This window comes from Pseudoalteromonas sp. '520P1 No. 423' (assembly GCF_001269985.1).
Taxonomy (GTDB): domain Bacteria; phylum Pseudomonadota; class Gammaproteobacteria; order Enterobacterales; family Alteromonadaceae; genus Pseudoalteromonas.
The window spans coordinates 1,617,459-1,640,094 of sequence record NZ_BBZB01000001.1 but is presented as its reverse complement, the minus strand read 5'-3'; the positions used below and the strand labels follow the sequence as shown (position 1 = coordinate 1,640,094).

The 22,636-nt window shown below is 34.3% G+C and carries 25 protein-coding genes, 1 pseudogene and 1 CRISPR repeat array; of the genes and pseudogenes, 3 read left to right on the top strand and 23 right to left on the bottom strand.

Annotation, left to right across the window (positions count from 1 at the left end; translation table 11 throughout):
• Positions 1-230 precede the first annotated feature (230 nt).
• Positions 231-2,369 carry a TonB-dependent siderophore receptor gene (locus PSA_RS07495; RefSeq protein WP_042145885.1) on the bottom strand — a complete coding sequence of 713 codons (2,139 nt, stop codon included), beginning with the start codon at positions 2,367-2,369 and terminating at the stop codon, positions 231-233.
• Positions 2,370-2,649: 280 nt separating this feature from the next.
• Here PSA_RS07495 and PSA_RS07490 point away from each other — a divergent pair, with 280 nt between their 5' ends.
• The 3 genes from PSA_RS07490 to PSA_RS07480 all read left to right on the top strand — a co-directional run bounded on the left by PSA_RS07490 (position 2,650) and on the right by PSA_RS07480 (position 4,794).
• Positions 2,650-3,423, top strand: a complete 774-nt coding sequence (locus tag PSA_RS07490; RefSeq protein ID WP_042145887.1) for a transcriptional regulator — start codon at positions 2,650-2,652, stop codon at positions 3,421-3,423.
• Positions 3,424-3,686: 263 nt separating this feature from the next.
• On the top strand, positions 3,687-3,890 hold the full coding sequence (locus PSA_RS07485; RefSeq protein WP_042145889.1) for a hypothetical protein: 204 nt from the start codon (positions 3,687-3,689) through the stop codon (positions 3,888-3,890).
• Between the two features lie 16 nt (positions 3,891-3,906).
• On the top strand, positions 3,907-4,794 hold the full coding sequence (locus PSA_RS07480) for a hypothetical protein (RefSeq protein ID WP_042145891.1): 888 nt from the start codon (positions 3,907-3,909) through the stop codon (positions 4,792-4,794).
• 427 nt (positions 4,795-5,221) lie between these two features.
• Here the strand turns inward: PSA_RS07480 and PSA_RS07470 are convergent, their stop codons facing one another.
• From PSA_RS07470 to PSA_RS07375, 22 genes and pseudogenes are all read right to left on the bottom strand, one after another.
• Positions 5,222-5,716: a hypothetical protein gene (locus PSA_RS07470; protein WP_042145895.1), complete on the bottom strand. Its 495-nt coding sequence runs from the start codon at positions 5,714-5,716 to the stop codon at positions 5,222-5,224.
• Between the two features lie 139 nt (positions 5,717-5,855).
• On the bottom strand, positions 5,856-6,227 hold the full coding sequence (locus tag PSA_RS26815; protein WP_042145897.1) for an RHS repeat-associated core domain-containing protein: 372 nt from the start codon (positions 6,225-6,227) through the stop codon (positions 5,856-5,858).
• 26 nt (positions 6,228-6,253) lie between these two features.
• Positions 6,254-6,652, bottom strand: a complete 399-nt coding sequence (locus PSA_RS07460) for a type II toxin-antitoxin system YafO family toxin (protein WP_042145899.1) — start codon at positions 6,650-6,652, stop codon at positions 6,254-6,256.
• Positions 6,649-6,936, bottom strand: coding sequence for a type I toxin-antitoxin system antitoxin YafN (yafN, locus tag PSA_RS07455; protein ID WP_042145901.1), 288 nt, complete (start codon positions 6,934-6,936; stop codon positions 6,649-6,651). Before yafN ends, PSA_RS07460 begins: the two co-directional genes overlap by 4 nt.
• 95 nt (positions 6,937-7,031) lie before the next feature.
• Complete coding sequence (locus tag PSA_RS07450) at positions 7,032-7,217, bottom strand: hypothetical protein (protein ID WP_042145904.1); 186 nt, start codon at positions 7,215-7,217, stop codon at positions 7,032-7,034.
• Positions 7,210-7,494, bottom strand: a complete 285-nt coding sequence (locus PSA_RS26255; protein ID WP_052380011.1) for a hypothetical protein — start codon at positions 7,492-7,494, stop codon at positions 7,210-7,212. The genes PSA_RS07450 and PSA_RS26255 overlap by 8 nt, the downstream gene beginning before the upstream one ends.
• A gap of 48 nt (positions 7,495-7,542) precedes the next feature.
• Positions 7,543-7,701, bottom strand: a pseudogene (locus PSA_RS26250) (Tn7 transposase TnsA N-terminal domain-containing protein); the annotation flags it as partial.
• Between the two features lie 497 nt (positions 7,702-8,198).
• Complete coding sequence (locus PSA_RS07440; RefSeq protein ID WP_231665229.1) at positions 8,199-9,038, bottom strand: IS3 family transposase; 840 nt, start codon at positions 9,036-9,038, stop codon at positions 8,199-8,201.
• Positions 9,039-9,043: 5 nt separating this feature from the next.
• Entirely contained in the window at positions 9,044-9,202 is a 159-nt protein-coding gene (locus tag PSA_RS25120; protein ID WP_157575753.1) for a hypothetical protein, read from the bottom strand.
• Positions 9,203-9,220: 18 nt separating this feature from the next.
• Complete coding sequence (locus tag PSA_RS07435) at positions 9,221-9,724, bottom strand: hypothetical protein (protein ID WP_042145918.1); 504 nt, start codon at positions 9,722-9,724, stop codon at positions 9,221-9,223.
• A gap of 81 nt (positions 9,725-9,805) precedes the next feature.
• On the bottom strand, positions 9,806-10,147 hold the full coding sequence (locus tag PSA_RS07430; protein WP_042145921.1) for a hypothetical protein: 342 nt from the start codon (positions 10,145-10,147) through the stop codon (positions 9,806-9,808).
• A gap of 271 nt (positions 10,148-10,418) precedes the next feature.
• A CRISPR array of direct repeats spans positions 10,419-10,569; the repeat unit is 22 nt; unit sequence TTCCAGCTGCCTATGCGGCAGT.
• A gap of 114 nt (positions 10,570-10,683) precedes the next feature.
• Complete coding sequence (gene cas6f / locus PSA_RS07425) at positions 10,684-11,301, bottom strand: type I-F CRISPR-associated endoribonuclease Cas6/Csy4 (protein ID WP_042145922.1); 618 nt, start codon at positions 11,299-11,301, stop codon at positions 10,684-10,686.
• Positions 11,301-12,338: a type I-F CRISPR-associated protein Csy3 gene (gene csy3 / locus PSA_RS07420; protein ID WP_042145924.1), complete on the bottom strand. Its 1,038-nt coding sequence runs from the start codon at positions 12,336-12,338 to the stop codon at positions 11,301-11,303. Before csy3 ends, cas6f begins: the two co-directional genes overlap by 1 nt.
• 5 nt (positions 12,339-12,343) lie before the next feature.
• On the bottom strand, positions 12,344-13,303 hold the full coding sequence (locus tag PSA_RS07415; RefSeq protein WP_127924126.1) for a type I-F CRISPR-associated protein Csy2: 960 nt from the start codon (positions 13,301-13,303) through the stop codon (positions 12,344-12,346).
• Between the two features lie 10 nt (positions 13,304-13,313).
• On the bottom strand, positions 13,314-14,438 hold the full coding sequence (locus PSA_RS07410; RefSeq protein WP_042145927.1) for a hypothetical protein: 1,125 nt from the start codon (positions 14,436-14,438) through the stop codon (positions 13,314-13,316).
• A gap of 4 nt (positions 14,439-14,442) precedes the next feature.
• Entirely contained in the window at positions 14,443-15,666 is a 1,224-nt protein-coding gene (locus PSA_RS07405) for a TniQ family protein (protein WP_052380012.1), read from the bottom strand.
• Positions 15,667-15,751: 85 nt separating this feature from the next.
• Positions 15,752-17,737, bottom strand: a complete 1,986-nt coding sequence (locus PSA_RS07400; RefSeq protein ID WP_052380013.1) for a hypothetical protein — start codon at positions 17,735-17,737, stop codon at positions 15,752-15,754.
• A gap of 145 nt (positions 17,738-17,882) precedes the next feature.
• The gene (locus PSA_RS07395; protein ID WP_042145928.1) at positions 17,883-18,185 is read right to left on the bottom strand and encodes a helix-turn-helix domain-containing protein; all 303 of its coding nucleotides are present in this window, start codon (positions 18,183-18,185) and stop codon (positions 17,883-17,885) included.
• A gap of 469 nt (positions 18,186-18,654) precedes the next feature.
• On the bottom strand, positions 18,655-18,915 hold the full coding sequence (locus tag PSA_RS26245) for a gamma-glutamylcyclotransferase (RefSeq protein ID WP_082305657.1): 261 nt from the start codon (positions 18,913-18,915) through the stop codon (positions 18,655-18,657).
• 214 nt (positions 18,916-19,129) lie between these two features.
• Positions 19,130-21,121, bottom strand: coding sequence for a flavohemoglobin expression-modulating QEGLA motif protein (locus PSA_RS07385; protein WP_042145930.1), 1,992 nt, complete (start codon positions 21,119-21,121; stop codon positions 19,130-19,132).
• The gene (gene gshB, locus PSA_RS07380; RefSeq protein ID WP_082305656.1) at positions 21,105-22,142 is read right to left on the bottom strand and encodes a glutathione synthase; all 1,038 of its coding nucleotides are present in this window, start codon (positions 22,140-22,142) and stop codon (positions 21,105-21,107) included. Before gshB ends, PSA_RS07385 begins: the two co-directional genes overlap by 17 nt.
• A 132-nt stretch (positions 22,143-22,274) precedes the next feature.
• Positions 22,275-22,517: a PA3496 family putative envelope integrity protein gene (locus tag PSA_RS07375; RefSeq protein ID WP_042145932.1), complete on the bottom strand. Its 243-nt coding sequence runs from the start codon at positions 22,515-22,517 to the stop codon at positions 22,275-22,277.
• Positions 22,518-22,636: the final 119 nt, after the last annotated feature.

Here is a 22,636-nt window from a genome sequence, read left to right as displayed (position 1 = left end):
CCGAAAATCAAAAAATAAGGTAACCTTATACTCCGAAGAAGTTTGAATCTGTGAATTGTTTACTTCAGCTTAGTGCACTTTACTCACGTTAATTGATGAATAATGGATTTGGTTACTAAGTTCTCTGTCAATATAAAAGCAGGACTAAATCATTTAAAAACATACTAACAAGAGAATTAAAGTCAACTGTTAAAGGAGCCTAAAAGGCTCCATAACATTTTGATATTTGATTAAAATTGTCCTCGTATCGTTAAACTAAATAGACGTGGAAATCGTGATTGTCTCACTTCATATTGCTCTATGTTATTGCTTGTAATTTCATCAACATAACGAGTGCGTTGGCGTTTTTCTTTACCATAAAATAACTCGGAACCTTCTAAACGAATCTTCAATTTAGGATTAATTATATATTCAATAAAGGCATCAGCATCAATTTCTGGCTTATAACTGTTGGTATTATCACGCCAATTGTAATAATAAACAGAATCAGAGAAAATACTGAAACCATAGGTTAATCCTAGTTCTAAGTCATCATGCTGTAATTCAAGTGACCATACATGTTTGAGTTCGTCATTGATTTGTCTACTGATTTGACTAAGCGGATCATTAAAGTTTGACTCAGTAAAGCTGTATTCACTATTGAACAGCGTATTCTCAAACCCTAACGCTGTTAACCTTAAATTGCTCTCTAGTTTTATGCCATATTTTTTTGCATGGTCAACATTTCCTAAGCCAGAACTCGCCTCTAAAGGAATTTGAGTAAGGTGGTCGCTAATATTTTCATAAAATCCTGTTAAGCTAATATCACCTTGTTCTTCTCTAAAGTTATGCTGATAAGTTAAGTTCATCGCCCAAATTTGTTCAGGTCTTAAATTCGGGTTACTCGGTTCAAGACGGTTATTGTCATCATTAAACTCAGGTAGAAAGTCAGTTAAGTCTAATTGGCTGACAGTTTTCTCTATATTAAAGCGTAACTGCTCATCAATACTAAGGTCGTAGCTTAGATTAATACGTGGTTTAAAGTAATTGAAGCGACGATTTAATGCTAAGTTGGAAGTTATTGGTAGTTCATCAGCGAACTGGTTACTGTAGTTAGTGACTAAGTCAACTTCAGACCACTCCCAAACTAAGGATGTTTGCAAATTAAGAGTGGATGAAATAATAAAATTATGATTGAAAAAAGTCTGGTAGCGATCTTCTTTGATCTGTGATGCTTCAGTTGATAACTCATTATTATTGGCGGCAATATCAGCAAAGGAAGTAAAACTCACATTACCGTCAAGCTTATTAAATGCTAACTCAAAACCTGCCTCAATTGAGTGCTGCCCATTTATTGTTTTATCTAAACTGCTACGCACAGCCTGTTCTGCAGTAATAACATAATCATCTATCGCGTAAATAGGTGTATAACCGCCGCCAACTTGGTTGATTTTTTGGTTAATTAAATCAGTGTTGTCAATTTGATTAGCGATAAATATCACTTTTAAATTGCCTAATTTTTTAAATCGATAATTGAAATCCCCACCTAACTCCCACTCTTGGGAGTCCTCGCTATAACGGTTATCTTCAATATAGTTTTCTATCATAATTTGTTGAGTATTAAAGAACTTTCGTTTTATCGGGTCGGTAGACTTACTTTCAACAAATTTATAGGCGCTATTTAAGCGGATGCTGCTTTTATCGGATAAGTCATAAACCATGCTAGCGGAAAAGTTATTACTGTACCATTTATCCTTATTATTACTCTGATTGGTCTCCAGTAGACGATTTACACTATCGGTAATTATCTCATAGCTGATAAAATGGTCGGGTTCTGCTTGACGTTCAAAACTCAAAGAATATTTTAACTTATCTTTACTTACACTATGATTAACACTACCGAGAGGTAGAGGTTCTACGCCAGAAATATATGCTAGCCCAATATCCCACAGAGTCGCTGATACATTGTTAGCGTTATCTAACACTACGTTAATAAGCAAACCATCAGATTGCACGTCCAAACCAGCTACTGCTCCTCTAATTAATTCTATATGACGAACATTACTAGCCTGAATTCGGAAAAGTTGTGCTGAGATTCCATTGCTTTTTCCTGAAATACGTTTGCCATTAATTAATATTTTACCGCCACTAGCGCCAAATCCTCGCTCTGTGCCATCACTATCAAGGTCACGTAAAATGGCAGAGGTTCCAGATATTTTATCCAATATATCTTTGAGATTTTGTGGCGAAAATTGATTAAAGTAATCTCTTTGATAACGCGTAATAGCAGGGCTATCGATAGCATAGCTTTTAAATGACGCCAAACCTAACAATATTGAGTAAATAACAGCGGCAAGCTTTACGGTAAATCGGTATGGATAAATAGTCATAATGTCCTTCAACTAATGTAATAATTTCAACTAAAGCACACCAATAATAAGCACTTCTTAAAGTACTAAAACTGATGCTTGCATTGATTTATTTGTATTATCCAACACAGCGAATACGATACATGTTTTTCTGCTGATTAAAAGTTGATGATTTGCTGATGCCATATTTACAAAGGGCTCCAGTCATTATTTGATAGCTAAATAGTGATTACACGGTATAATTTGGCTACTCGAAACTTAGCTATATTGGTTGATTTAACAAAGAAATGGCAAAACATAAATGAATGAATTTTCTATAGGCAGTTTTTATATTGATATAGCCAGATCAAAAATTACCGTTCGAGATGAGACTATTGCAGTAGAACCTAAGGTATTACAGGTTTTATTGGTTTTAGCAAAAAGCCAAGGTAAAGTGGTTAGTCATGAAGATATTTTAACAAAAGTTTGGCCTAATGTTTATGTTGCCCCTAACGCATTACAAAGATGCATAGCTCAATTACGTAAAGCCTTTAAAGATGATGCTAAACAACAACGCATAATTGCGACTCACCCGAAACAAGGTTATAGCTTAGTTGCTGAGGTAAATTGGCAAATAAAATCAATTGTTCCAGCGCAAAGGGTTGAAGTGACTGAGGAGTCAGTTCCACTTACAAGCCAAACTGCGCAGCCTAAAAATCAATTGAGGCAAATGCTGAATGTTATAAATATACGTTTTTGGTCTCTTTTCAGTGTAGCGGTAATCGTTTTTCTGACTAGCTTTTATTATTGGCAAGCGCCGTTGAATCATTTAACAATCAAACAGCTTATTCCTTTAACCACAACAGATAATCAAGAGTATTCACCGCGTTATTCTCCTGATGGGCGGTATATTGCTTTTGAGCGACATATCAATATCTGTGAAAACCAAATTTGGGCTAAAGATACTCAAACTAACAAAGAGTTCTTATTAACTAAAGAACGTGGTTTATATGGCCCCCCTACTTGGTCTCCCGACGGCAGTCAGTTAGTCTTCTCGTTAGAAAATAATTGTGGTGAGCAACAAAAATTAAATTGATGCTCTGACATTCGTTTACTTTCTTTTACTTTAGCAAAAAATAGCCCTCAGCAGACTCGCGCGATTCTCCCTTGTAAAAAAGACTATATTTATCAAGCCCAATGGTTAACTGATAATAAAATTGCTTGGTCAGTAACTGAAAATAAGCACCATAAAGTAATGTCGTTAACATTATCAAATAATGAAATTCAAACTTTATATAGCACTGAAAAAATGTTATTACCTACATAGACTATTCAGCAAAATATAATAAAGTTGCAATAATGCAATACGATACGAAACGATCTGCTAATTTAGTATTACTTGACCCTGATAATAGCAAGTTTACGCAAGTCAAATTACGACCGCCAGAAAAATATCAATATAACTCTTGGTGGCCAGTTAGTTGGCCCCCTCATCAAGAAACTTTACTTAGTAGCTATCGAAATTCTTTATTTACCATTGATTTACAAGGGGGGTTTTACTGAAGTTAATATCCCTAGCATGCATAAATTTAATGGTGCAAATTACCACCCAGAAGCTGAGAATATTATTGCTAATATGATCTTTCAAGATCTAGATTTAGTTGAGTTACAGTGGCCAGCCACTTATAAAATTGAAAACCCAAAAATACAGTCAAATCAATCCACATTAAAGACTCGCGTTTTACACCGTAGTACTGTCAGTGAGTTCTCTGCTCAATACCAACCAAAAGGCCAAGATATCGCTTTCATATCTAAGCGCAGTGGCTCAAAACAAATTTGGCTATCACGACATGGTAATAAAAAGGCTGAGCAACTAAGTCACTTTTCAGGCAATGGCTTAGAGAGTTTTCGTTGGTCTAAAACTGGTGATGCTATTCTAGTGGTAGCAAACCGTAAATTATACTTACTCAGTTTGACTGGCGAAAAACAGCAGCTAATGACTGTATTTGATGTAGTCGATATTTATCAAGTAACAGAGCAAAACCACTTATTATTAAGTATAGTGGAAAAAGAAAATATTAAAATAGCTCTGTTCAATATGACAACTACTGATTTTCAGGTGTTATATCAAGGAGACAGTTATTTAGCCCAACTAACGAACGAAAATATTTTATACGTAATTGATGAAAAAAATAAGTTTAAAAAAGTCACTCAAGATAATGAGGAACATATCAGTGAACTAGCTGATTTAGATATTATGTCTATATTTTATCGCCATAATGTTGGCTTATTACTTGAAGATAGTGATTCTAATTTTTGGCGTTATAACCTAGTAAAGAAAACAAAGGAAATTATATTACCTAAGCTCGATGATGTTTATCAGATAACAGATGTAGATCTCAATAATAGGCGATTACTCTTTAATCGCATAACAACTTCAAGTAGAGAAGTTGTTTTATTACAGTAAAAGTTAAATTGTACCGTGACACTAAAAGCTGGGCTTCAAAACCAAATACGCCAGAGGCGTCTTCAAAATGCAAGCAGGTATCAAATTCTAAAAATGACTCGACAGAAAAACAGTTTTCATTTTTTGACTGGCAAACTTAAAAATATTATTTACGCTAGAGTGTTTTATATTTCGGCGATACATAACATAGCTTATTTTCATACAATGAATGTATTTAAAAATAAACTATGTCAACTTACCGTAAAATCTGCACTATAAAATGACATAGAAATGCACTAATAGTTGACATAACCTTACATAATTGCACTATAAGTTGGCATAACCTTTTCGGTTTACTCTAACTATTATTTATACCTTAGTTATCGGGATATACAATAATAAAAAAGACCCGACTAGCGAGGCATTGGATTCAAAAATTTAGACTTTGCTAATAATGTCTAAATTTCTTAACGAATATAAAAAACTGCCCTTTTGTTTTTTCGTTAATTGATATAGAACACTCAATTTCGTTTGGAAGCATATCACCTACAATGTAAGTGCCAATTAAAAGTGAGGTTTCAGCTTTTCTATTTAAATCAGTAATTTTACTAGAGCTTGACTCTAGCTCTATGATTTTATCTGAACAATTCATTGTTGCCGAAATATTATGATTTTTATTTCGGACAGCTTCACCTACAACATATACACCATACTTCCCTTTATAACGATGATTTAAATATAATCTTTCACCTTTACTTTTATCTGTATCAATCCAAATCCCCCCTATTTGCTGATAATAATCATGAGGAATATAGGTTAGGTTTAACAGCGTATAAAAAAATCCATCAGAAAAAGTTTCAAAATGCCATTTTGCATATAGACTCATAGGCTGGAACAAAATTGAAAACAAAAATAATACTGATATAACAAATTTTATTTTCATCTCTTACGCCTCTTCTGATCTGCGGCAACATTGTGATATTGCTCAATGACTTCATCAACATAATCCTGACAGTTATTAGTTAGAACATTATAATTTTTCATATAAAATGAAATTTTTGCACGTAATTCTGCTTTCTTCATTAAATCATCATCGTATTCTTTACTCTTACATGAATATTCACTTGTATCGGAATCGGTGCACGGGTAACCTTTCCGAATAGCGAATCTACAGAAAACCAACTGTTAGTGCCATCCTTATATAGAATTTTCTCATGAAACACTCCTATATTTGTATTTGATGCACCATTGGTTCTCCTACCCCCTGAACCTGCTAAAGCCCTAGTACAAATTTTTGCTAAACCTAATGGGTCAATAAAATTAATAGGATTACCTTCAAGATATGCATAGGTATTAATGCCACCCGCTAAACCAATGGGATCAGACTGAATGTAGCGCCCAAATTCGGGATCGTAATCCCTAAAGTAGTTATAAACTGTTACTAATATTTTCATCCATGAATTTAATGACTAAATCTCAGTTAGAACTTGTTTCTAAACTTTTCAGCCATCACACCAAGCTTAAACATTATGTCTCTAGACTTAGCTTGCGCATGCCCATCAGGTGCTAAAATTGTCATTAGCAGGTAGCAATTTTCATCACTTGCTCCCTGGCAATAAACAAGGTGAATATCACTGGTTTTATAAAATTGAACTTTCTTCAAAGGCAGCGGTTTATCTTCGCTGCCCAATTGAATATGCTGAACTTCTTCAGCTAAAATAATTGGCAGCGTATTCGGGTGGTCGTATGGCACATCACGGCCCAAATTATCAGGCGTATTACCTGTAAGTTTGTAACTTTTAAAATCATCTACTAGTGTGTTAAGTTCTTCTTCCGTCAGCACTTTACGAATGACACTACTTTTAAATACGCGTATCACTCTGCAAAATCACCTAACTCGTCATCAGAAGCAGCTAGTAATACTTCACTACCATGCTCAGCGATTTGAGTGAGCCGTGCATGTGACGGTCTAAAGCGTGAGGTTTTAGATTGTGACTCTATAAGATCTACCATTTGCTCATACAACTCTGCACTAACCATGTAACCCGCAGTTTTGTTATTTGATAACACAGCTACTGGCTCATCTATGAAATAGTCGCATGGCTTCTTCCTAAGCTCTGTCACTGAAACCGTCTTTTCAGCCAATATTGATTGAACCGCCATAAATCACCTTATATACAATTAATAATGTACTTAATTAAGTACGTTATTAATTATACCCCTCGTTATGATAAATACAAATAACTTCTGATAGTGCGCTATTCTGTATTTGGATTTTTAGCCGCTGGATGTGTTTTTTGATAGGTTTCACTCAATTCATCAACCGTAACATGTGTGTATATCTGAGTACTGGTACTTTGTATTAAATTATTTTCATGATCTTCTGGCACTCCTATTTCATTATCAAACTCATCAAAAAATCTCCCAAAGCTGGTGTCAGTCATTTCTCAACCATATCTTTGATTGCGCATTAATATCTGAATTAATTAAGTCGGTATCAATAAAGCCATGAGAGATAAGTCCTAAAATTGACGCTAATACCTCTCCTTCAGCAACTGATTCTGATTGAATAATCTTTACAATGCGTATCATGCCGAATGATTTAATTAATTCTAGTAATTTGTATTGCAATGGCGTTAAAGATTGAAAGCCTGAATAGCGATGTAATAATTTCAGGTTGTTTAAAATTGGGTTTATACGGATTTGCTGTTCTGTAACCAAAATAAGCGGTTTGCCTAATAACAGAGATTGCTGCTGCTTTGCTGAAAACCTAAGTCTAAATTCATCATTAATGGTTTTATCTAGCGGCTTTACTTCTATGAAGCGCTCACCATGCTTTTTATCAACAACAAAAAAATCTGGTGTATACCTTCGGACTTTATCATCAAATTGATATTTAAAAGTTAAAGGTTGAGCTTCAAAACTAATTACATCAGGGGAATATTCAAAACTAATTACATCAGGGGAATATTCAAAATGAAAGCAGGTATCAAATTCTAAAAATGACTCGACTGTAAAAAACAGTTTTCATTTTTTGACTGGCAAACTTAAAAATATTATTTACGCGAGAGTGTTTTAGATTTCGGCGATACATAACATTGCTTATTTCAATACAATGGCTATATATAAACTTAGTCTATGACAACTTAGAGTGCAAATTAGGACAACATACAAGGAAAAAATGACAACTTATGGTGAAAACTACAAAAAAGGTGTTGCTTGCACAATAAATTGGCATAAAGTGAAAGCAACAATCAATAACTTACCGCTAAATCTGCACCATAATATGACATAAAAATGTACTAATAGATGACATAACCTTACATAATTGCACTATTAGTTGACATAAAGTGGTGAAAGTTTAACAGCACTATACAACAGGCTTTAGGTTTAATTGTAATGGTCAATCCAACTTGGAGACTTCTTTAGGCACTTTTCAGTAATTTCATTTCATATTCTGCTGGTGAAATATTTCCTAACTTATAATGGCGGCGCTTTTGATTATAAAATGGTTCTATATAATCAATAATATCTGCTATTGCTTCACTCCTTGTTTGATAACGACGATAATTAACTCGTTCAGATTTTAAACTTCGGAAAAACCTTTCTGTAACAGCATTATCCAAACAATTTCCTCGGCTTCTCATACTCGCTTTGATACCATATTCATTTAGTGTTTCTTGAAATGCTTCACTCGTATATTGAACTCCTTGATCACTATGGAATATAACGTCATCATCTGGTTGTCGTTTATTTACTGCTAAGCGTATTGCTCTTGTTGTTAACTCACTATTTGGTTTATCTGAAAACGCCCAACTAATTACTTTACGAGAGCATAAATCCATAATCACAGCTAAATACAGCCAGCCTTGTTGAGTTCGGATATAGGTAATATCACCTGACCAAAGCGTATTTAGTTGCTCTGGGTTAAATTGTCTATTCAAGTGATTAGGTGCGACAACTGATGCTTTACCACCTGATGGATAACGATGTTGCTTAGGTCGTTTAGCTACAAGGTCTAATCGCTTCATTGCTGTTCTAACTTTATGAATACCTAGTCTAAAACCCATAGCCTGAAGCTCTATTAGCATTCTGCGTTTGCCATAAGTTGCATCCATATCAACATGAACTTGCTTCATGGCCGCTTCAAGTTTTAGTTGTTCGGCATTTATAACTTTAGGCTTTGAACGATAATAAAATGTACTTGCTGCAATCGATAAGCACCGACAAATTTGCTGAACTTTATTTCCAGCCTTTTTCAACATAACTGCTACTTGCTGCCGTTGTTCATTTCCATAGCGAAAAAGGCTGACGCTTTTTTTAATAGTTGATTATCACTTTTTAACTGCTTAACTTGCTTTTCTAATTCCTGAATACGTATTTGTTCAGGAGATAAAGCACTCGCTTTTGGTGTGATTGTTGTGGTCAACTAATATTGGCCACGGTTTTATATACAGACACTCCAATAACAACTTGGACAATCTACCGTACTTTTTGAGTAGGGTAAATTTTCTACTGAATCAGACCAAATATGCTTACATTTATCGCATCTTATTGTTCTGGTTTTGTATTGTTTAATTTCTTTAACTATTTGGTTTGACGGTGAGAATTCTGAGAATAATTTGTCATATACGTTTGTTGTATTTGTGTGCATTGACGCATGTTTTTCTTGTGCAAACTGAATATTATATAACTCTTTTTCTCTGAGTTTATCTAATTGAATTTGTTCCCTTACTACCTTATTTTCATTGGGATGATAATGCCAGGTTCTAAGGTTTACATCATATAAAAGTTTATTTTTCACCTGCTCCCTAAAATCCGAATGAATGTTACTTATGTACTCAGCTAAAGAACTAATCCATATCTCCACCCTAGCAGTATCGCTTTGTATATTTGTAAAATAACATGTGGTTTCTGAAGCGTTATAGGATAGCGCTAAAGCTATACGCATATTTGCGGTTTGAATTGTTGCGAGTTCAGTGTTTGCACTTTCATATGCTGGTCGAAATTTAACATCTCTATATGAATAAATTTAGCACTCAGTTACTGTACATTTTTTAGTATAACTAGCACTATCTCTTTTATATTTGGTAGTATATTTTGGTAATTTAATTTCGTTATTAGATTCTAATATAGAGCGACATAGCCAAAACACAGCTCTTTCTATATTTGCTTCACAAGGAATTTCATCAGACGTCACACGTGGTGCGTGCTTGAAGTGAGGGCGCCTATCTGTATAGTAAAAAGCGACAACCGGCATATCACAGTGCACACATAAACAATTGCAGGCTAATCCTCGGGGAACTTCATCAACAAAAGCTAAATTTCCAGTTTCTTTATCTTTTGCAAATGGTAGAAGTAAATCCGTTTTCAAATGCTTTTCCAATGTACTTTTTTATAACCCAACCAACTTAAAAATTGGACTTTATTTATTATATTAAGAATGAGTATACCTAGTTTCTAGTTTAGGAATAAAGAATAACTACTAAATTTTCTTCAATTTAGAATCAAGCCCGATTATTTAATGACAGTGTATTAATAACTTTCCCCATACAAAAAGCCCCAGAAAGTTCTGGGGCTTTAATTTAAAACACTGCCTTTTCGGCAGATTAATTTAATACGATGTTGTTGCTTACTTCTTGGCCTAATTCCAGCTGCCTATGCGGCAGTACACCTACACGGTTGCTAGCGAAAGTATCAGTTAATATTTCCAGCTGCCTATGCGGCAGTTCACTTAATATTCCAGACATGTAACCATATTTACTTATTTCCAGCTGCCTATGCGGCAGTTCACTATAAATATTAGTAAACAATAGGCTATATTCCAGTAAGTTAGTATGTGATTAGCTAAAATACCCTTTACTACCCAATTTTTATAACAAACTGAAACTAAAAGCTTTTATTTAATCATTATAAATAAGGGATTTCTGTATTTGATAAATCAGGTACTGTGCCTAAATGTTTTTGGTTTGTAGCTAGCCCATAATTACCATAGTCATTACTTTTAACAGAAACAGTATTCACCTTTTGAATATGTAATAAAAACGCTTCATTTGAGCTTTTACTACTTGATAATGCACAATGAAATGGTTGTATTTCCTTTTCTGGTTCAGGGGTTTTAGGGTTAAACATTTCACCTCTACTGTGTGCTCTTCGCTTAGCTCTTTCGAGCCGCCTTCTTTTTTCACCTACAAAGCATTTAGCAATACTTTGGTTACGCTTAAATCGAACTTCAGAGAGGTTTTCTGGAATAGATGTTACTTCACTAACGGCAAATAAATTATCACTAGCCATCATGTTAAAATATGATTGCTCTGATAATTCAGCTAAAAGGGATTCGTGTTCACTTACAAATGCAATGGTATTTCCCAAACTTTTATCAGACCAATTAGGAAAGCTGACTCCAATACCTGTAATATTTCTTGCTGAAATAAAACCATGTAAAATAGAAATACAGCGACCAGCTAATAAACATTGATCTACATTTAGCGGTAAATATTTAATAGCGAAAAAGTATCGTTTTTGCATTAACCTCTCCCCTTTTGAAATAAACCACCTTTTAACAATACAGCCATTACATAATGAATCTCTTTAGATGTTTTATCATCACTTAAATTATGTCTTTTCATATAACGAATATACACCGCAGCTCTGATCACCAATGAATAAAAATCGTTATGTTTTGATGGGTGACGTTGAGATATTAAGCTTTGTTTATCTGCACCGTATTCATGGGTTCTTAATCTTTTATCTGCTTCAATATGCCACCAGTCGTCAATTAGCTGTAGTGCAGCACCAATTTTTTCAGCGTGAAAACACGCAGCCTCTTTACCATCAGTACAAGTAACGGTTGAAAGCTGCTTAGATGACTCTCCTTGCTCTACATTATCTGTAAACCTTTGGCTTGGGTGGATTTCTTGGCAAAAACTTGTTTTTAGTGTCGCAGTCACTTCAATAAACCAATAAACTTTAGCATCACTTAAGGCTTGGCTAAACTCTTTAGTTAACTGCTTTAAAACCTCATCATCTGGTGATTTCCAATTAGAGTGCCAAGTTAGTCGTCTTGCATCTTCAATAACATAAGTATTACCTGATGATGTTAAAACCTCTATTCTTGTACCACCTGTATGCTGATTCCGCCAAAGCCAAGCGCCCATTAAAATATTCATACAATATCTTCGTGCTAATTCATCATAACCATTAGAGTTTTTATATTGAGTTGCGAGCTTTTCGAGCCATTTTTTAACTTTAGGATCTATACACACTCTTGGCTCAAGAGAGTTTGCTTCAACTCTTAATGAAAATCGGCAATATACTTCGTTAATATTTGGAGGGATATAGCAGGCATCAATTGTATGAGGATTAGCAAACGCTAAATCTTGAGGGGTTGTATTTTTATAGTTACCACTACCATCATAAGCTTCAGAAAAACTAGATTTTTGACCTGCTATTTTATTAACTTCAACTTGTAATGGTACAAAATCACTTTCTGGTGTTTTATAAAAAAAGATGGCTTTTCCTGGTGACAGCGAACGAACATAATTAAGCTGCTTACATAACTTCATTTAAATCACTCAAATTTAGCTATTTTCATAAGCATAGCGTCTTTTTCAATATTAAATTGCCAAAGTGCTTTATTTAAAAATGACTTAACTCCATTGAGCCTCACTGTTATTGGGCTAATACAATTAATTATCCCTATGGCTGGCTCGACATAACAATGTAAGTCTGCTATTGCATTCTCTCTATATTTCATTGGCTCTAATGCGAAAAAACCTAATGATGCGGGTTTTAACCTTGGGTTTAATTTTAATGTATCAGCTAGCTGTTCTAAATTATCAGCAGTCTTATCTGATGGATAAACCCAACAACCATTTCGAGGTAAACGCGATAGCTTAGAGAAAAGTTCATTTGAGTCATTATAAATATGGCACCATTCTTTATTTTCATATAAAGATGGTGGATGCATACAACCACCTGCAAACTTGGATGGAAAAGCAGCTTTTATTAATGCTGATTGTAAGTCTACAGGATTATCAATATACACTCGTAAAACTAACCCCATAGTCAAATCACATTTTTTAGTATCAATAATGCCTGAGCTTTTTACTGTTGATGGATTACGTTTTGAAGTTAATACACTTGGTTCAGGTAAGTTTTTACCTGCTACTAAATTATAATTTTGAATGAACCAAGCAGAACCCATCACTGTTAGCTCAGTTCCTAGTATGTTATTTACTTTTCTTTGAAAATTATGACTCCAACCACCTAAAGCACTTAGTGATGGAATGCCTTTAATATAGGGATTGGCTAAAGCATTGGCATCAAATACCCTCAAGTCTGAAAAATATAAATACATAATATTCGATTGTGACGTATCACAATGTTTATCAGGTTTACCAATCCAAGTTAATAACCACTTTAACTGTGATTTTAAAGGTGCCATTAAATCAGGATGAAATGCATAGCGTTGCGTATATTTGTTATATTGAAACTGCTCGTTAAGAACCCGACTAAATTCATTTAGCAAACTCAGCAATTCAGCAATTCAGCAATTCAGCGTTATTTTTTTTTAAAAACTCAACTTCTAGTGTATGTTGATTAAGTTCATTATTAGAGTTTTCTTTATAATCTAGCCGCCACTCAATTAAAGGCGCTAGCCAGTCGCTTAATTGCTCACGGATCAAACGTAACGCAGCCACACGAGCTTTACGCCTTAACTTATGCGTTATGGCTTCACTTTCTCCTGAAATCACTTGTAATGCAGCTGTGAAGGCTCTATTACGTATTGCTTTATGATTAAAACAGCCCCTTTGCTTAAATGGCTTTTTCAGCATATTTTCTTTATAAGTGTATCCATCGCTATTAAACACTGTTGGTAAATAACGCATCCCCCTTACATTGCCACCTAATGAAGTTGCCAAGTCGCCTACATTAGTCGGCCTTGAATGCTCAACAATTACCGTTCGTAATTTATGCTCTACTGATAGCTGTTGTATTTTAACGAGTAAGTTATGGCTAACTACAGGAGTAACTGTACAATAAGTATCACCAATAGGGACCATTAATTGATTTGAGAATTGACTCACTTCATCAGGGAAGTCAGCATTAGGCAAATAATCTGTAAGTTCCTGACACAATAATTTTAATCGTTTTTTAGTTAATCCTAACTTAACAAGGCAATCCATCCAGCATTGCTCTTTTTTGATCAGTAATCTTGCTAAATTGGTTGATTCGTTTTGCCAAATAAAGCCTGCACTAAATAGTTTTGCATGATTCACTTCAGCACTGTTATGCGACCAACCTAACAGTTGAGGCTCACTTTCACTGGAGATCACTCCCCTATAATGATCCAACTTAGGTGCAATAATGCGTTGATGGCTTACCCTGATCTCAGGATACTTTAAATTATGAGTATGAAACCATTGGACTTCGTTAATACACTTATCAAATAAAACCGTATTTTTTAATATCTCAGTTGCTGTATCTGGATTTATTAAATCACTAATTTCGGATTTTTTAAAAGTAAGATTTAATAAAATAATAACTGTACTTAATTCATTACCATCAACACTAATAGCTTTGGAGTAAGGTGCAAATGCACGCCTGATTTTATGTTGTTTGTCTTTAAAGTCTTTATTATCTAACAAAGTATTTAAATACATGAAATCACCATGCCGGTACATATTTATTTTGCCCGTCACGTTGTGACTGCATTTTTGCAATTCTTAACTCAATAACTTGCCTTAAATAAAAAGCAGGTTGATAAGCTGGTAATTTAACGTGTAGCTTTAAGTTACTTACTAGCTTTAAATGACCCTCTTGATATAAGCGATACACTTGCTCTGTGCTAGTACACAGTAAAACGGCTGCCTCATTAATATTTAATAATAAATCAGCCATATTAGGCTCTTTCGATTTTGGATTATTACCTATCAAATTTACAAAATATTCAATTATCGCTTTTAGAATAAAGTTTTTATTAAGCTCAGCCGTTGGTAAATAAGCACTGCCTTTTAGCAATGTCCCAAACACATCTTCGAAAGAGGTGTGATTTAGTAATTTAGTTTGTTTAAAATGTGCATTTTCAACTTGTTGATTGAGTTCTAAATATAAAACATCAGGCCATTTTTCAAAATACTCAAAGCAATCTGTCATTACCAAATTTTGATTTTTAACTAGCTTGCAATAACGTTCATTAAACCAAAGCAGTGCACCATATCTAAACGATAAATTACTGGAATTAAAAAAGTTGTTAGTGCTATCAACTTGCTGCCCAACAACAAACCCACTTAAATTAATAGTTTCTCTAATGGCATCAGGAAGTGAAGCCTCACTAAAATCAAAACCACATTCACAGTGCGATATTTTTTCACTGATCATATAGTTAATTTCAACATTACAATTCGGGCAAGTTTTGAGTAAATCACAATTATGAATATGACAGGCGTTATAATGTTTTAAATGCCAGAACTGGCGTATATAGGTTTGTTCTTTTATACATTGAGGGCAAATAGGTACACCTGCTACACGTAAAAAACTACGAGGTATATCTATATCATTTCTAAAAACAGCAGCTTTGCCCGAAAATCTAATAGCAGAATGCATTAAAGCTAATTGCGTTAAAGTTGAGATTTCAAGTCCAGCTAACTTTTCAACCAGCGCTAATGCACGAACTCTAAAACTACTTGTTTGATGTGCATGATAAACATTCACTAAATGCAATTCTTTAGGAAATGCTCCCGCAGCTTCATGATCATGTTCATATAACCATTGCCACAGCGCATCACTTAACTCTTGATATGATTCAAAGAAATTGGCATCAGATAAACGTAAAAGATAACTCTCTAATGATTCATCTGAAAAAGGAGTTGGACGTATGAGTAATTGCATCAACAATCTAAACTAAGAAACTCTTAGTTTAGGTTTAGTGTATGTTTGCTTTACTTTCCAGTTTAAACTTATACTTGAAAAGCTATCACCAATGAGGCGCCTCTTTTTCAAAATATAGCTCCCAATACTTAACCCAAGTATCATTTAACGAAAATAAAGGTTTCCTACCATTTTGTAGTCGAGTTAACCATTCTAAGTTAAGTATATTTTCTTTTCTTAATTCTCGTGACATATTATTACTTGCTATTTTATTTCTACTCATATTTAGGGATATAATTTCATTTATTTCATTTGTTAATTCAACAGAATAACTACAGTCAAAACCTTTAGCTTTTCTTAGAACTAATGCAACAAATATAAGTGGAATATAAATAGAGCCATCAACCTTTAAGATTCCAACATCTTTTGGTATTTTTGATAATAAATTTTGATTAATATTTTTTTCAAGCGAAATTGATTTATTCTTCTTCATTTTCGGTAATTGAAGTTGATCTGTGGAAGTAATTAAATCAAATCTTGCTTGCCCACTATCCAATTGCTCTATATCTAAAATAGAGTTTTTTACAGATCTGTAGTCAGCTTTTGGTATTTCAATATAATGAGCTTCTTCATTTTCATCTGATTCAATAATCAACCCTTTAGGAGCATTACTTGAAGACATTAAATCTACATAACAGCCATAATCTAATGCATATATTGTGTACTTTTTACCTACAGAATTATGAGCTGAGACTCCTTGCTTTAATACATGGATAATTCTCATATCGTATAAATAATCAATTAAATCAAAACTTTTTTCGTTACTGATTAAAAAGCCCCTAGATTTTCTTAAACCAATTACTTCATTAATTATCCTATCTAATAATGCAACAGCTGAAGGTCTACTATTTAAAGCATTATGTTTATTCACTTGAAACCATTTTTGCGCGGAGCTACGAACGCTTGATATGGATATTTTAGTGTCATTGGCAGCTTGAGCCGCTAAGGAAATAATATTAATAGCATCTCTAGGAACCCCTTCTGCAGCTCTAACAAACTCTTCAAAAGCAGGTACTTGGCTAAATATATCATTTATGAAAAAGTTTGACTCGTTTTCACAAACAGCAGTTTTATCTAAAGCTATTGCATGACGATGAAGTAAATTTTTAAAAAAATCTTTCGCTGCATCACTATCATTATCAAATACCATATATTCATCTAAATTAATAACTGAAGATGCATCTGAACCTAGCTCTATTCCAATACTTACATTGCTTTCATAGTCATATTCCTTAAAATTACACCTGTGGGCTATTGCTGCAATTTTCACTGTAATTCCAGGGATTGGATATAAGATTCTTCTTAAAAGTTCAGCTAAATATGGCTGTAAATCTAGAGGGGTTTCTGACCATTCATCAATTAGAACCCATAGTTCTTTACCTGGTAATTTTCTTACAATCTTATTAAGTAATTTAGTTATCGCACCAAAATGAATACGGAGTACCTTTTTCCCTGTAACTTTACCCCTTTCCATGTCATCAGCTGCTATAGTCTCTTTACTTGAAAGGCCTACTGATAAGCTTTTAGTCGTTATTCCTACTTTGTTTTCTGAATTTATTGAGAGTTTATTAGTTGAACTAACTTCACTTTCAGAAACTCCATCTATACAGAGTGAAGTTGCTTGTTCCACAAACTCATTCAATAACTCGGTTATTTCCGAAGCATTTTGAAGCTCATTATCAAAAATATAATCAAGTATATTTTCATGAATAAGACATAATGTATCGGATAATAGTCTTGTAGCTCTCTCACTTTGAGGAATATCTTTATCTGCAAAAATCCCCCCGGTAGAACCTATTAACCTCATATCAATAGGGACACTTATTAAACCTCTATCTAAAATATCCTTACTAAGTACTGTTAAAAAGTGAGTTTTCCCCGTTCCTCTACGGCCAAACATTATTTGATTATCAGTACTAGAAAGCAATGTATATGTTGGCCCCACATCAACAAATGATTTTTTTAAATGATCTGGTTGTAATTTTTCAGCTCTCTTAGCAAGTCTCATTAAAATTGAATTTACAGGTCTCATATATACTTTGCTTTATTTTATTTATTCGTTAGCCTAACAAAAAAACTAGATATATCAATAGTATTGATATGAACTATCCTATTGACAAATTAAAATTTTTAATCGTTAAATAGTTATTAAATCAACATTAAATTAATTCTATCTCTCACTCACTTTTCATGATGTTGCTGAGTATTTCCTGCTGTTCTGTTGCACTCAATGAAGCCACAGCGCAAATAACTTCAGCCAATAGATCATCATCACAATAAAAATATGCCACAGGTAAATCTAACTCTTTAGCTATGCGCTGCATAGTTAAATAATCAGGTGCATGTTTGCCTTTTTCATATTGATTCATTCGTGCACTGGCTGTATTTGGTTCCATGCCTAAAGCAATGCCAAGTTGTTGTTGCGTAAAACCTACTTTTTTGCGTGCAGTTTTGAGACGAAGTGGCGTTGGATTATCCATTTAAGACATTGCACCGTAACTATATTTTTTATAGCTAAGATTCTCTTAGTCTCTGGGGCATAAGTGTACTAAGGTATCCTTAGTTTAAGAGTGTCCGGCCTATATTGCTGAAATAAACTTAAGTTCTGTGACATAAACTATTGATAGAAAAAAATAAAATTTGATCATTTACATTAATAATTGATTATTTTTTTAATAAAGAAGAATGTTGGGTAGCAAGTGATGTCTGATGTAATTTGATAGTTTTGTTCGAATAAAGTTAATGTCCCTTAAGAGCGAATATCAGACGTTGGTATCAGTTTCGTTAACGACTGCTACTCCGACGGAGCGGACATTAGCATCAATGAATACCTTATGACTTCATTTAGCCATTAGCTTCTAAGTTATTAACGACAATTCAAAGCCTAAAGTACACTGGTTTATTGGCCACTTATTTATGTCGATATACCTGTCTTTCAATAAGATCCCTCTATGCTTCGGGGTCAGCCTTATGAGATACAGATTTCAGGGTATTTAAATAAGCTACAGGGACTTTATTCTCGATTGCACCAATAATTACATGATTTAAATACCAAGAATAAGGCAGAAGGCTAGTATCAATTCTAGCTGCAACATAAATTAGTGCGGATATAGATTCACCTGCCTCGTTAATTACTTGAACAATCTGCTCATCATAACCAACGCCTAGCTCCTCAGCTTTATACAAATATGTTTTTTCAGCATCATCCATTTCATACAGAGCACCTATGATAATGTCTGATTGGCTACCAGTATAATAAGCATCACATTTAGCGGAGCCATCATCATCTCTTTTTATGAAAACGCAATTGATATTTATCTAAAGTGAAACGGCCTATTTTAGTAGTGCTTGGCACTCTAGCACCCAATATGTGACGGCAAACGGGGTTAGCAATTCCTCTTTACGCCTACCACTTAATAAAAGGCTATTTAATTGAATTTACGATAAAATCTAATACCTTATCACCTGATGTCGTATATGACGTGTCGAATAATGATTCAGGTTTGTCTAGCATGCCTCGTTCCACCATTTCGGTAACAACTTCAAAATCTAGCAGCCCTGTTTTACCAACCAGTAAGTTATCGATAGAGCCTTGTTTTGCAACGTTTAGAATATCTCTAAAACCTGTTAGGTATAAGTAATCTTTGGTAAAGCCACCACCGCGATAAACACGGGTTGTTAGCGTAAAAGCAAACTCTTTATCTAATGAAAATTCATTCATGAGCGCATGGTAAGTTTTAACAAAATCTCTGTGCTCCAACATGTATTGTACAGCGATAACTCGAAGCGCAATTATCTTTAATCGCTGTATTGTCAAACTTCCAGAGCAGTATTCACTGTACAGCGCGATCCCTTCTTGGGTATGTGTATTACCTGTCAATCCCAAACTAAAGACCTTTAAAGGGTGTTTCTTCGCATTGATGGACGTTAACATATGAATGCCTAATTCATGATAAGCAAATGCATGTAGTTCTTTATCGGTAAACTTAGCGTCTTTGTTTATTAGCAGTAAGGCTTTTTCATTATTTACCATTGCTTTGGCAACAATCTTCCCTGACTTTTCTATTTTACATTTAAGGCCCCATTCATCTGCCTGATATCTGAAGAAGTCTATTGCTTCATCGGCGGTTAGATATTTTTCTGGCTCTGTAACATCCTCGTCATTCAAATGAAGAATAAATCTTGCGTTAGCAATATCAGTTTGGTCAGGCTCTCCGTAGTATTTCAAAGAGTTATAAACAAAATCATCTGTGCCAATTGAAGTTAATAAATCAATTTTACTCGCTAAGTTATCTATAACATGGCGATACAATTGTTGAATACCCGCATCAAAAATGTCATCAACTGGTAATTTGTATAAGCTTTCTCGAAACTTATACGGATTCATATTTAGTTGCTTATAGTTAAAATTCGGCGCAATATAACTATTTTTTTTGATAAAGCGATTTTTCTGGGCAACTAAGTTAATTGGATTAATAAAATTAAGTGTTTCAACGCTTTTACAAAGCGAAAACAACTTTTTATCAAGCTCGACAACTTCTGGGCTAACGTTGGAAGAAAGAATGTCAGCTTTTTTAGTACGTGTTTTATTAGTGTAACGACGCATAAAAAATGCAGCCGTTTCACTGATAGCATCTTTAAAGCCTGCCTTTAAATCTTCTAGAACCAACGGATAAACTTCACCCGAAGATTCATCCATGAATACTTTTTTAACTTCTGTCGGCAATACTAGTGTGTTATCAAAATGCGCATTAATGTGTGAAATTAAATAGCCTCGACCATGAAAAATGTCATCCGTAGCAGCTCTAACTTCAATATTAGGCAGCTCAATTTTATTTAGCTGTCGTTCGAACTGACTAACAACCTTTCCCCATCGCTCGACATCAATTTGCCCAGCACCAATATTGAATGTTGGCGTAATCTGTTCAATTCGCTTGTAATTATACGAGTGAATATCAAATACAATTGCATTGCTAAATTGCTTTTCAATAACTGTCACTATAGCTTCTAATACATTATAAAAAGACTCGTGCTTACTGTGACTAATTGCTCGTTGTTTTTGAGTAAGCGGCTTTTGCCAAACTTGCTTATCCCATGCTGTCTTAAAATAAGTAGACAGTGTTTTAGCTCGATTCAAGTCATACTCAAACCGAGAATCATTACCAATTAACTGAATAGGAAAAGAAGAGATGAGTTCATCTGTGTATGGGTCTTCCTCATAGAAGCGCTCTTGTTGAGAGAGCAAGAACGACTTATCCAATTCAGCACGTAACCTATGACCGTTATGGATTGCTGCACAAATAAGTGGTGTATATTCGTCTATTTTTACAACAAAAGAGCCATTATTAACTTCAGCGTGAAAGCACTCTCGCTTTTTAATGAGTTGAATGCACTCTTTTTCAGATAACGTGAGCATCGTCTATCGCCTTTCTAAATTCGTTTTTACGCTGAGCTAATGCTTCTTTGGCATTGACGACACTTTCAACAAAGTCGATGACCTTTCTTTGCAATTTGACGTTATTCAATTTATTTATACGCATAATACCACCAGGGCTTTGCACATTTACTTCGATTAACTTTTCATTGATTACATCGATACCAACAAAATATAAACCATCGCGTACAAGCTTAGGACCAATATGTTTGCAAAGTGCTTTCTCGTTTTTTGTTAAAGTATGTTTTACTACGGTGCCACCTGCGTGAACGTTTGAGCGAACTTCATTGGTAGCAGGCACTCGTTTCATGGCCCCAATGGGCTCTCCATTTAGCATTAATATACGAACATCACCTGAGTCTGCTCCCTCGACGTACTCTTGTAGAATGACATAATTCCCGCCATCACCACTATTGATGTAGAACTCTAATAGTGAATGAAAGCTTTTTTGTGCATGCTTTTCTACTAAAATAACCCCTTGACCACCATAGCCATCTAATGGCTTCATGATCATTTTTCCAGAAGCTGAATCATTTAATACGTCCACTAAGTATTCTGGTGTTTTTGAAACATGCGTTACAGGGATGAAGTGATTAGTCGGGTCATCAAATGAAGCGGTATAAAGTTTAGTGTTCGCGATACGCAAACCATCAATATCGTTCATAATAAAAACATCTTCGCGAACCGAATCAAGGAAGTTTAACGTAATCGGATCTAATGGAGGGTTGGCTCGCATGATGATGGTATCGAAACCAGCAAGTGGCAACTGTGATTTTTTAAATTCAGCTTTTTTATAAAAAGACATCACATTAGCAGGAGTAGCAGCTCCCTTTTTAAAAACCTGACAGAAAGCACTAGAAACCGAGTCTCTCATGGTTAAATTATGTGGGGTTGCAACTGCAACGGTATGATTGCGTGATACACACTCATGTATTAGCCTTAACGTTGAGTCTGTTTCAGGTTCAATTTTATCCCAAGGATACATTAAAAAAAGAATATTCATTGTTTCGCCTTTGAACCGCATTATTCAAATCATAAAGTAATTGTGAAAATTGAAAATACGTATTTGAGTAAATATCAAGTATCTACCCACCCTTAAAAATATTGGAGTGTGATCTAATAGAAGGTAAAAACACTAATCCCAATCATCATAATAGTCTTCATTAAGTCGTCTCAATCGACGCTCTTCTTGTAGCTGTTCAATTTTTTTCTTAGCAAGATGAATGCGTTTTTCATTTCGTCTAGAGCTTTTTCCTTCATTTGTATTTACTGTCAATTCAAAATCAGCAATATCATTCTCAAGCTCACTTGAAGAACTTTCACTATCAAAGTTTAATTCATCGGAAGAAGTTAATTCGTAATCTGGATCTATAGCCATAAAGCGTTACTCAAATGCTAACGGTGTTAAAATTGAATAGTCTACTTTTTTTACGGTGAAGAAAAGTAAAATATATTTAAGCTGACGATAAAAATATTTTACTTAAAGATTAGCTGGGG

Excerpts from the sequence above, each read along its gene's own strand:
- cas6f (WP_042145922.1), bottom strand. The coding sequence starts at position 11,301 with ATGCAAAAACGATACTTTTTCGCTATTAAATATTTACCGCTAAATGTA.
- csy3 (WP_042145924.1), bottom strand. The coding sequence starts at position 12,338 with ATGAAGTTATGTAAGCAGCTTAATTATGTTCGTTCGCTGTCACCAGGA.
- PSA_RS07405 (WP_052380012.1), bottom strand. The coding sequence starts at position 15,666 with ATGCAATTACTCATACGTCCAACTCCTTTTTCAGATGAATCATTAGAG.
- PSA_RS07470 (WP_042145895.1), bottom strand. The coding sequence starts at position 5,716 with ATGAAAATAAAATTTGTTATATCAGTATTATTTTTGTTTTCAATTTTG.
- PSA_RS26245 (WP_082305657.1), bottom strand. The coding sequence starts at position 18,915 with ATGGATGATGCTGAAAAAACATATTTGTATAAAGCTGAGGAGCTAGGC.
- PSA_RS26815 (WP_042145897.1), bottom strand. The coding sequence starts at position 6,227 with ATGAAAATATTAGTAACAGTTTATAACTACTTTAGGGATTACGATCCC.
- PSA_RS07480 (WP_042145891.1), top strand. The coding sequence starts at position 3,907 with ATGCATAAATTTAATGGTGCAAATTACCACCCAGAAGCTGAGAATATT.
- PSA_RS07385 (WP_042145930.1), bottom strand. The coding sequence starts at position 21,121 with ATGCTCACGTTATCTGAAAAAGAGTGCATTCAACTCATTAAAAAGCGA.
- PSA_RS07450 (WP_042145904.1), bottom strand. The coding sequence starts at position 7,217 with ATGACTGACACCAGCTTTGGGAGATTTTTTGATGAGTTTGATAATGAA.
- yafN (WP_042145901.1), bottom strand. The coding sequence starts at position 6,936 with ATGGCGGTTCAATCAATATTGGCTGAAAAGACGGTTTCAGTGACAGAG.
- PSA_RS07485 (WP_042145889.1), top strand. The coding sequence starts at position 3,687 with ATGCAATACGATACGAAACGATCTGCTAATTTAGTATTACTTGACCCT.
- PSA_RS07410 (WP_042145927.1), bottom strand. The coding sequence starts at position 14,438 with ATGTATTTAAATACTTTGTTAGATAATAAAGACTTTAAAGACAAACAA.
- PSA_RS07490 (WP_042145887.1), top strand. The coding sequence starts at position 2,650 with ATGAATGAATTTTCTATAGGCAGTTTTTATATTGATATAGCCAGATCA.
- PSA_RS07395 (WP_042145928.1), bottom strand. The coding sequence starts at position 18,185 with ATGGATAATCCAACGCCACTTCGTCTCAAAACTGCACGCAAAAAAGTA.
- gshB (WP_082305656.1), bottom strand. The coding sequence starts at position 22,142 with ATGAATATTCTTTTTTTAATGTATCCTTGGGATAAAATTGAACCTGAA.
- PSA_RS07440 (WP_231665229.1), bottom strand. The coding sequence starts at position 9,038 with ATGTTGAAAAAGGCTGGAAATAAAGTTCAGCAAATTTGTCGGTGCTTA.
- PSA_RS07400 (WP_052380013.1), bottom strand. The coding sequence starts at position 17,737 with ATGAGACCTGTAAATTCAATTTTAATGAGACTTGCTAAGAGAGCTGAA.
- PSA_RS07495 (WP_042145885.1), bottom strand. The coding sequence starts at position 2,369 with ATGACTATTTATCCATACCGATTTACCGTAAAGCTTGCCGCTGTTATT.
- PSA_RS07375 (WP_042145932.1), bottom strand. The coding sequence starts at position 22,517 with ATGGCTATAGATCCAGATTACGAATTAACTTCTTCCGATGAATTAAAC.
- PSA_RS07435 (WP_042145918.1), bottom strand. The coding sequence starts at position 9,724 with ATGCGTATAGCTTTAGCGCTATCCTATAACGCTTCAGAAACCACATGT.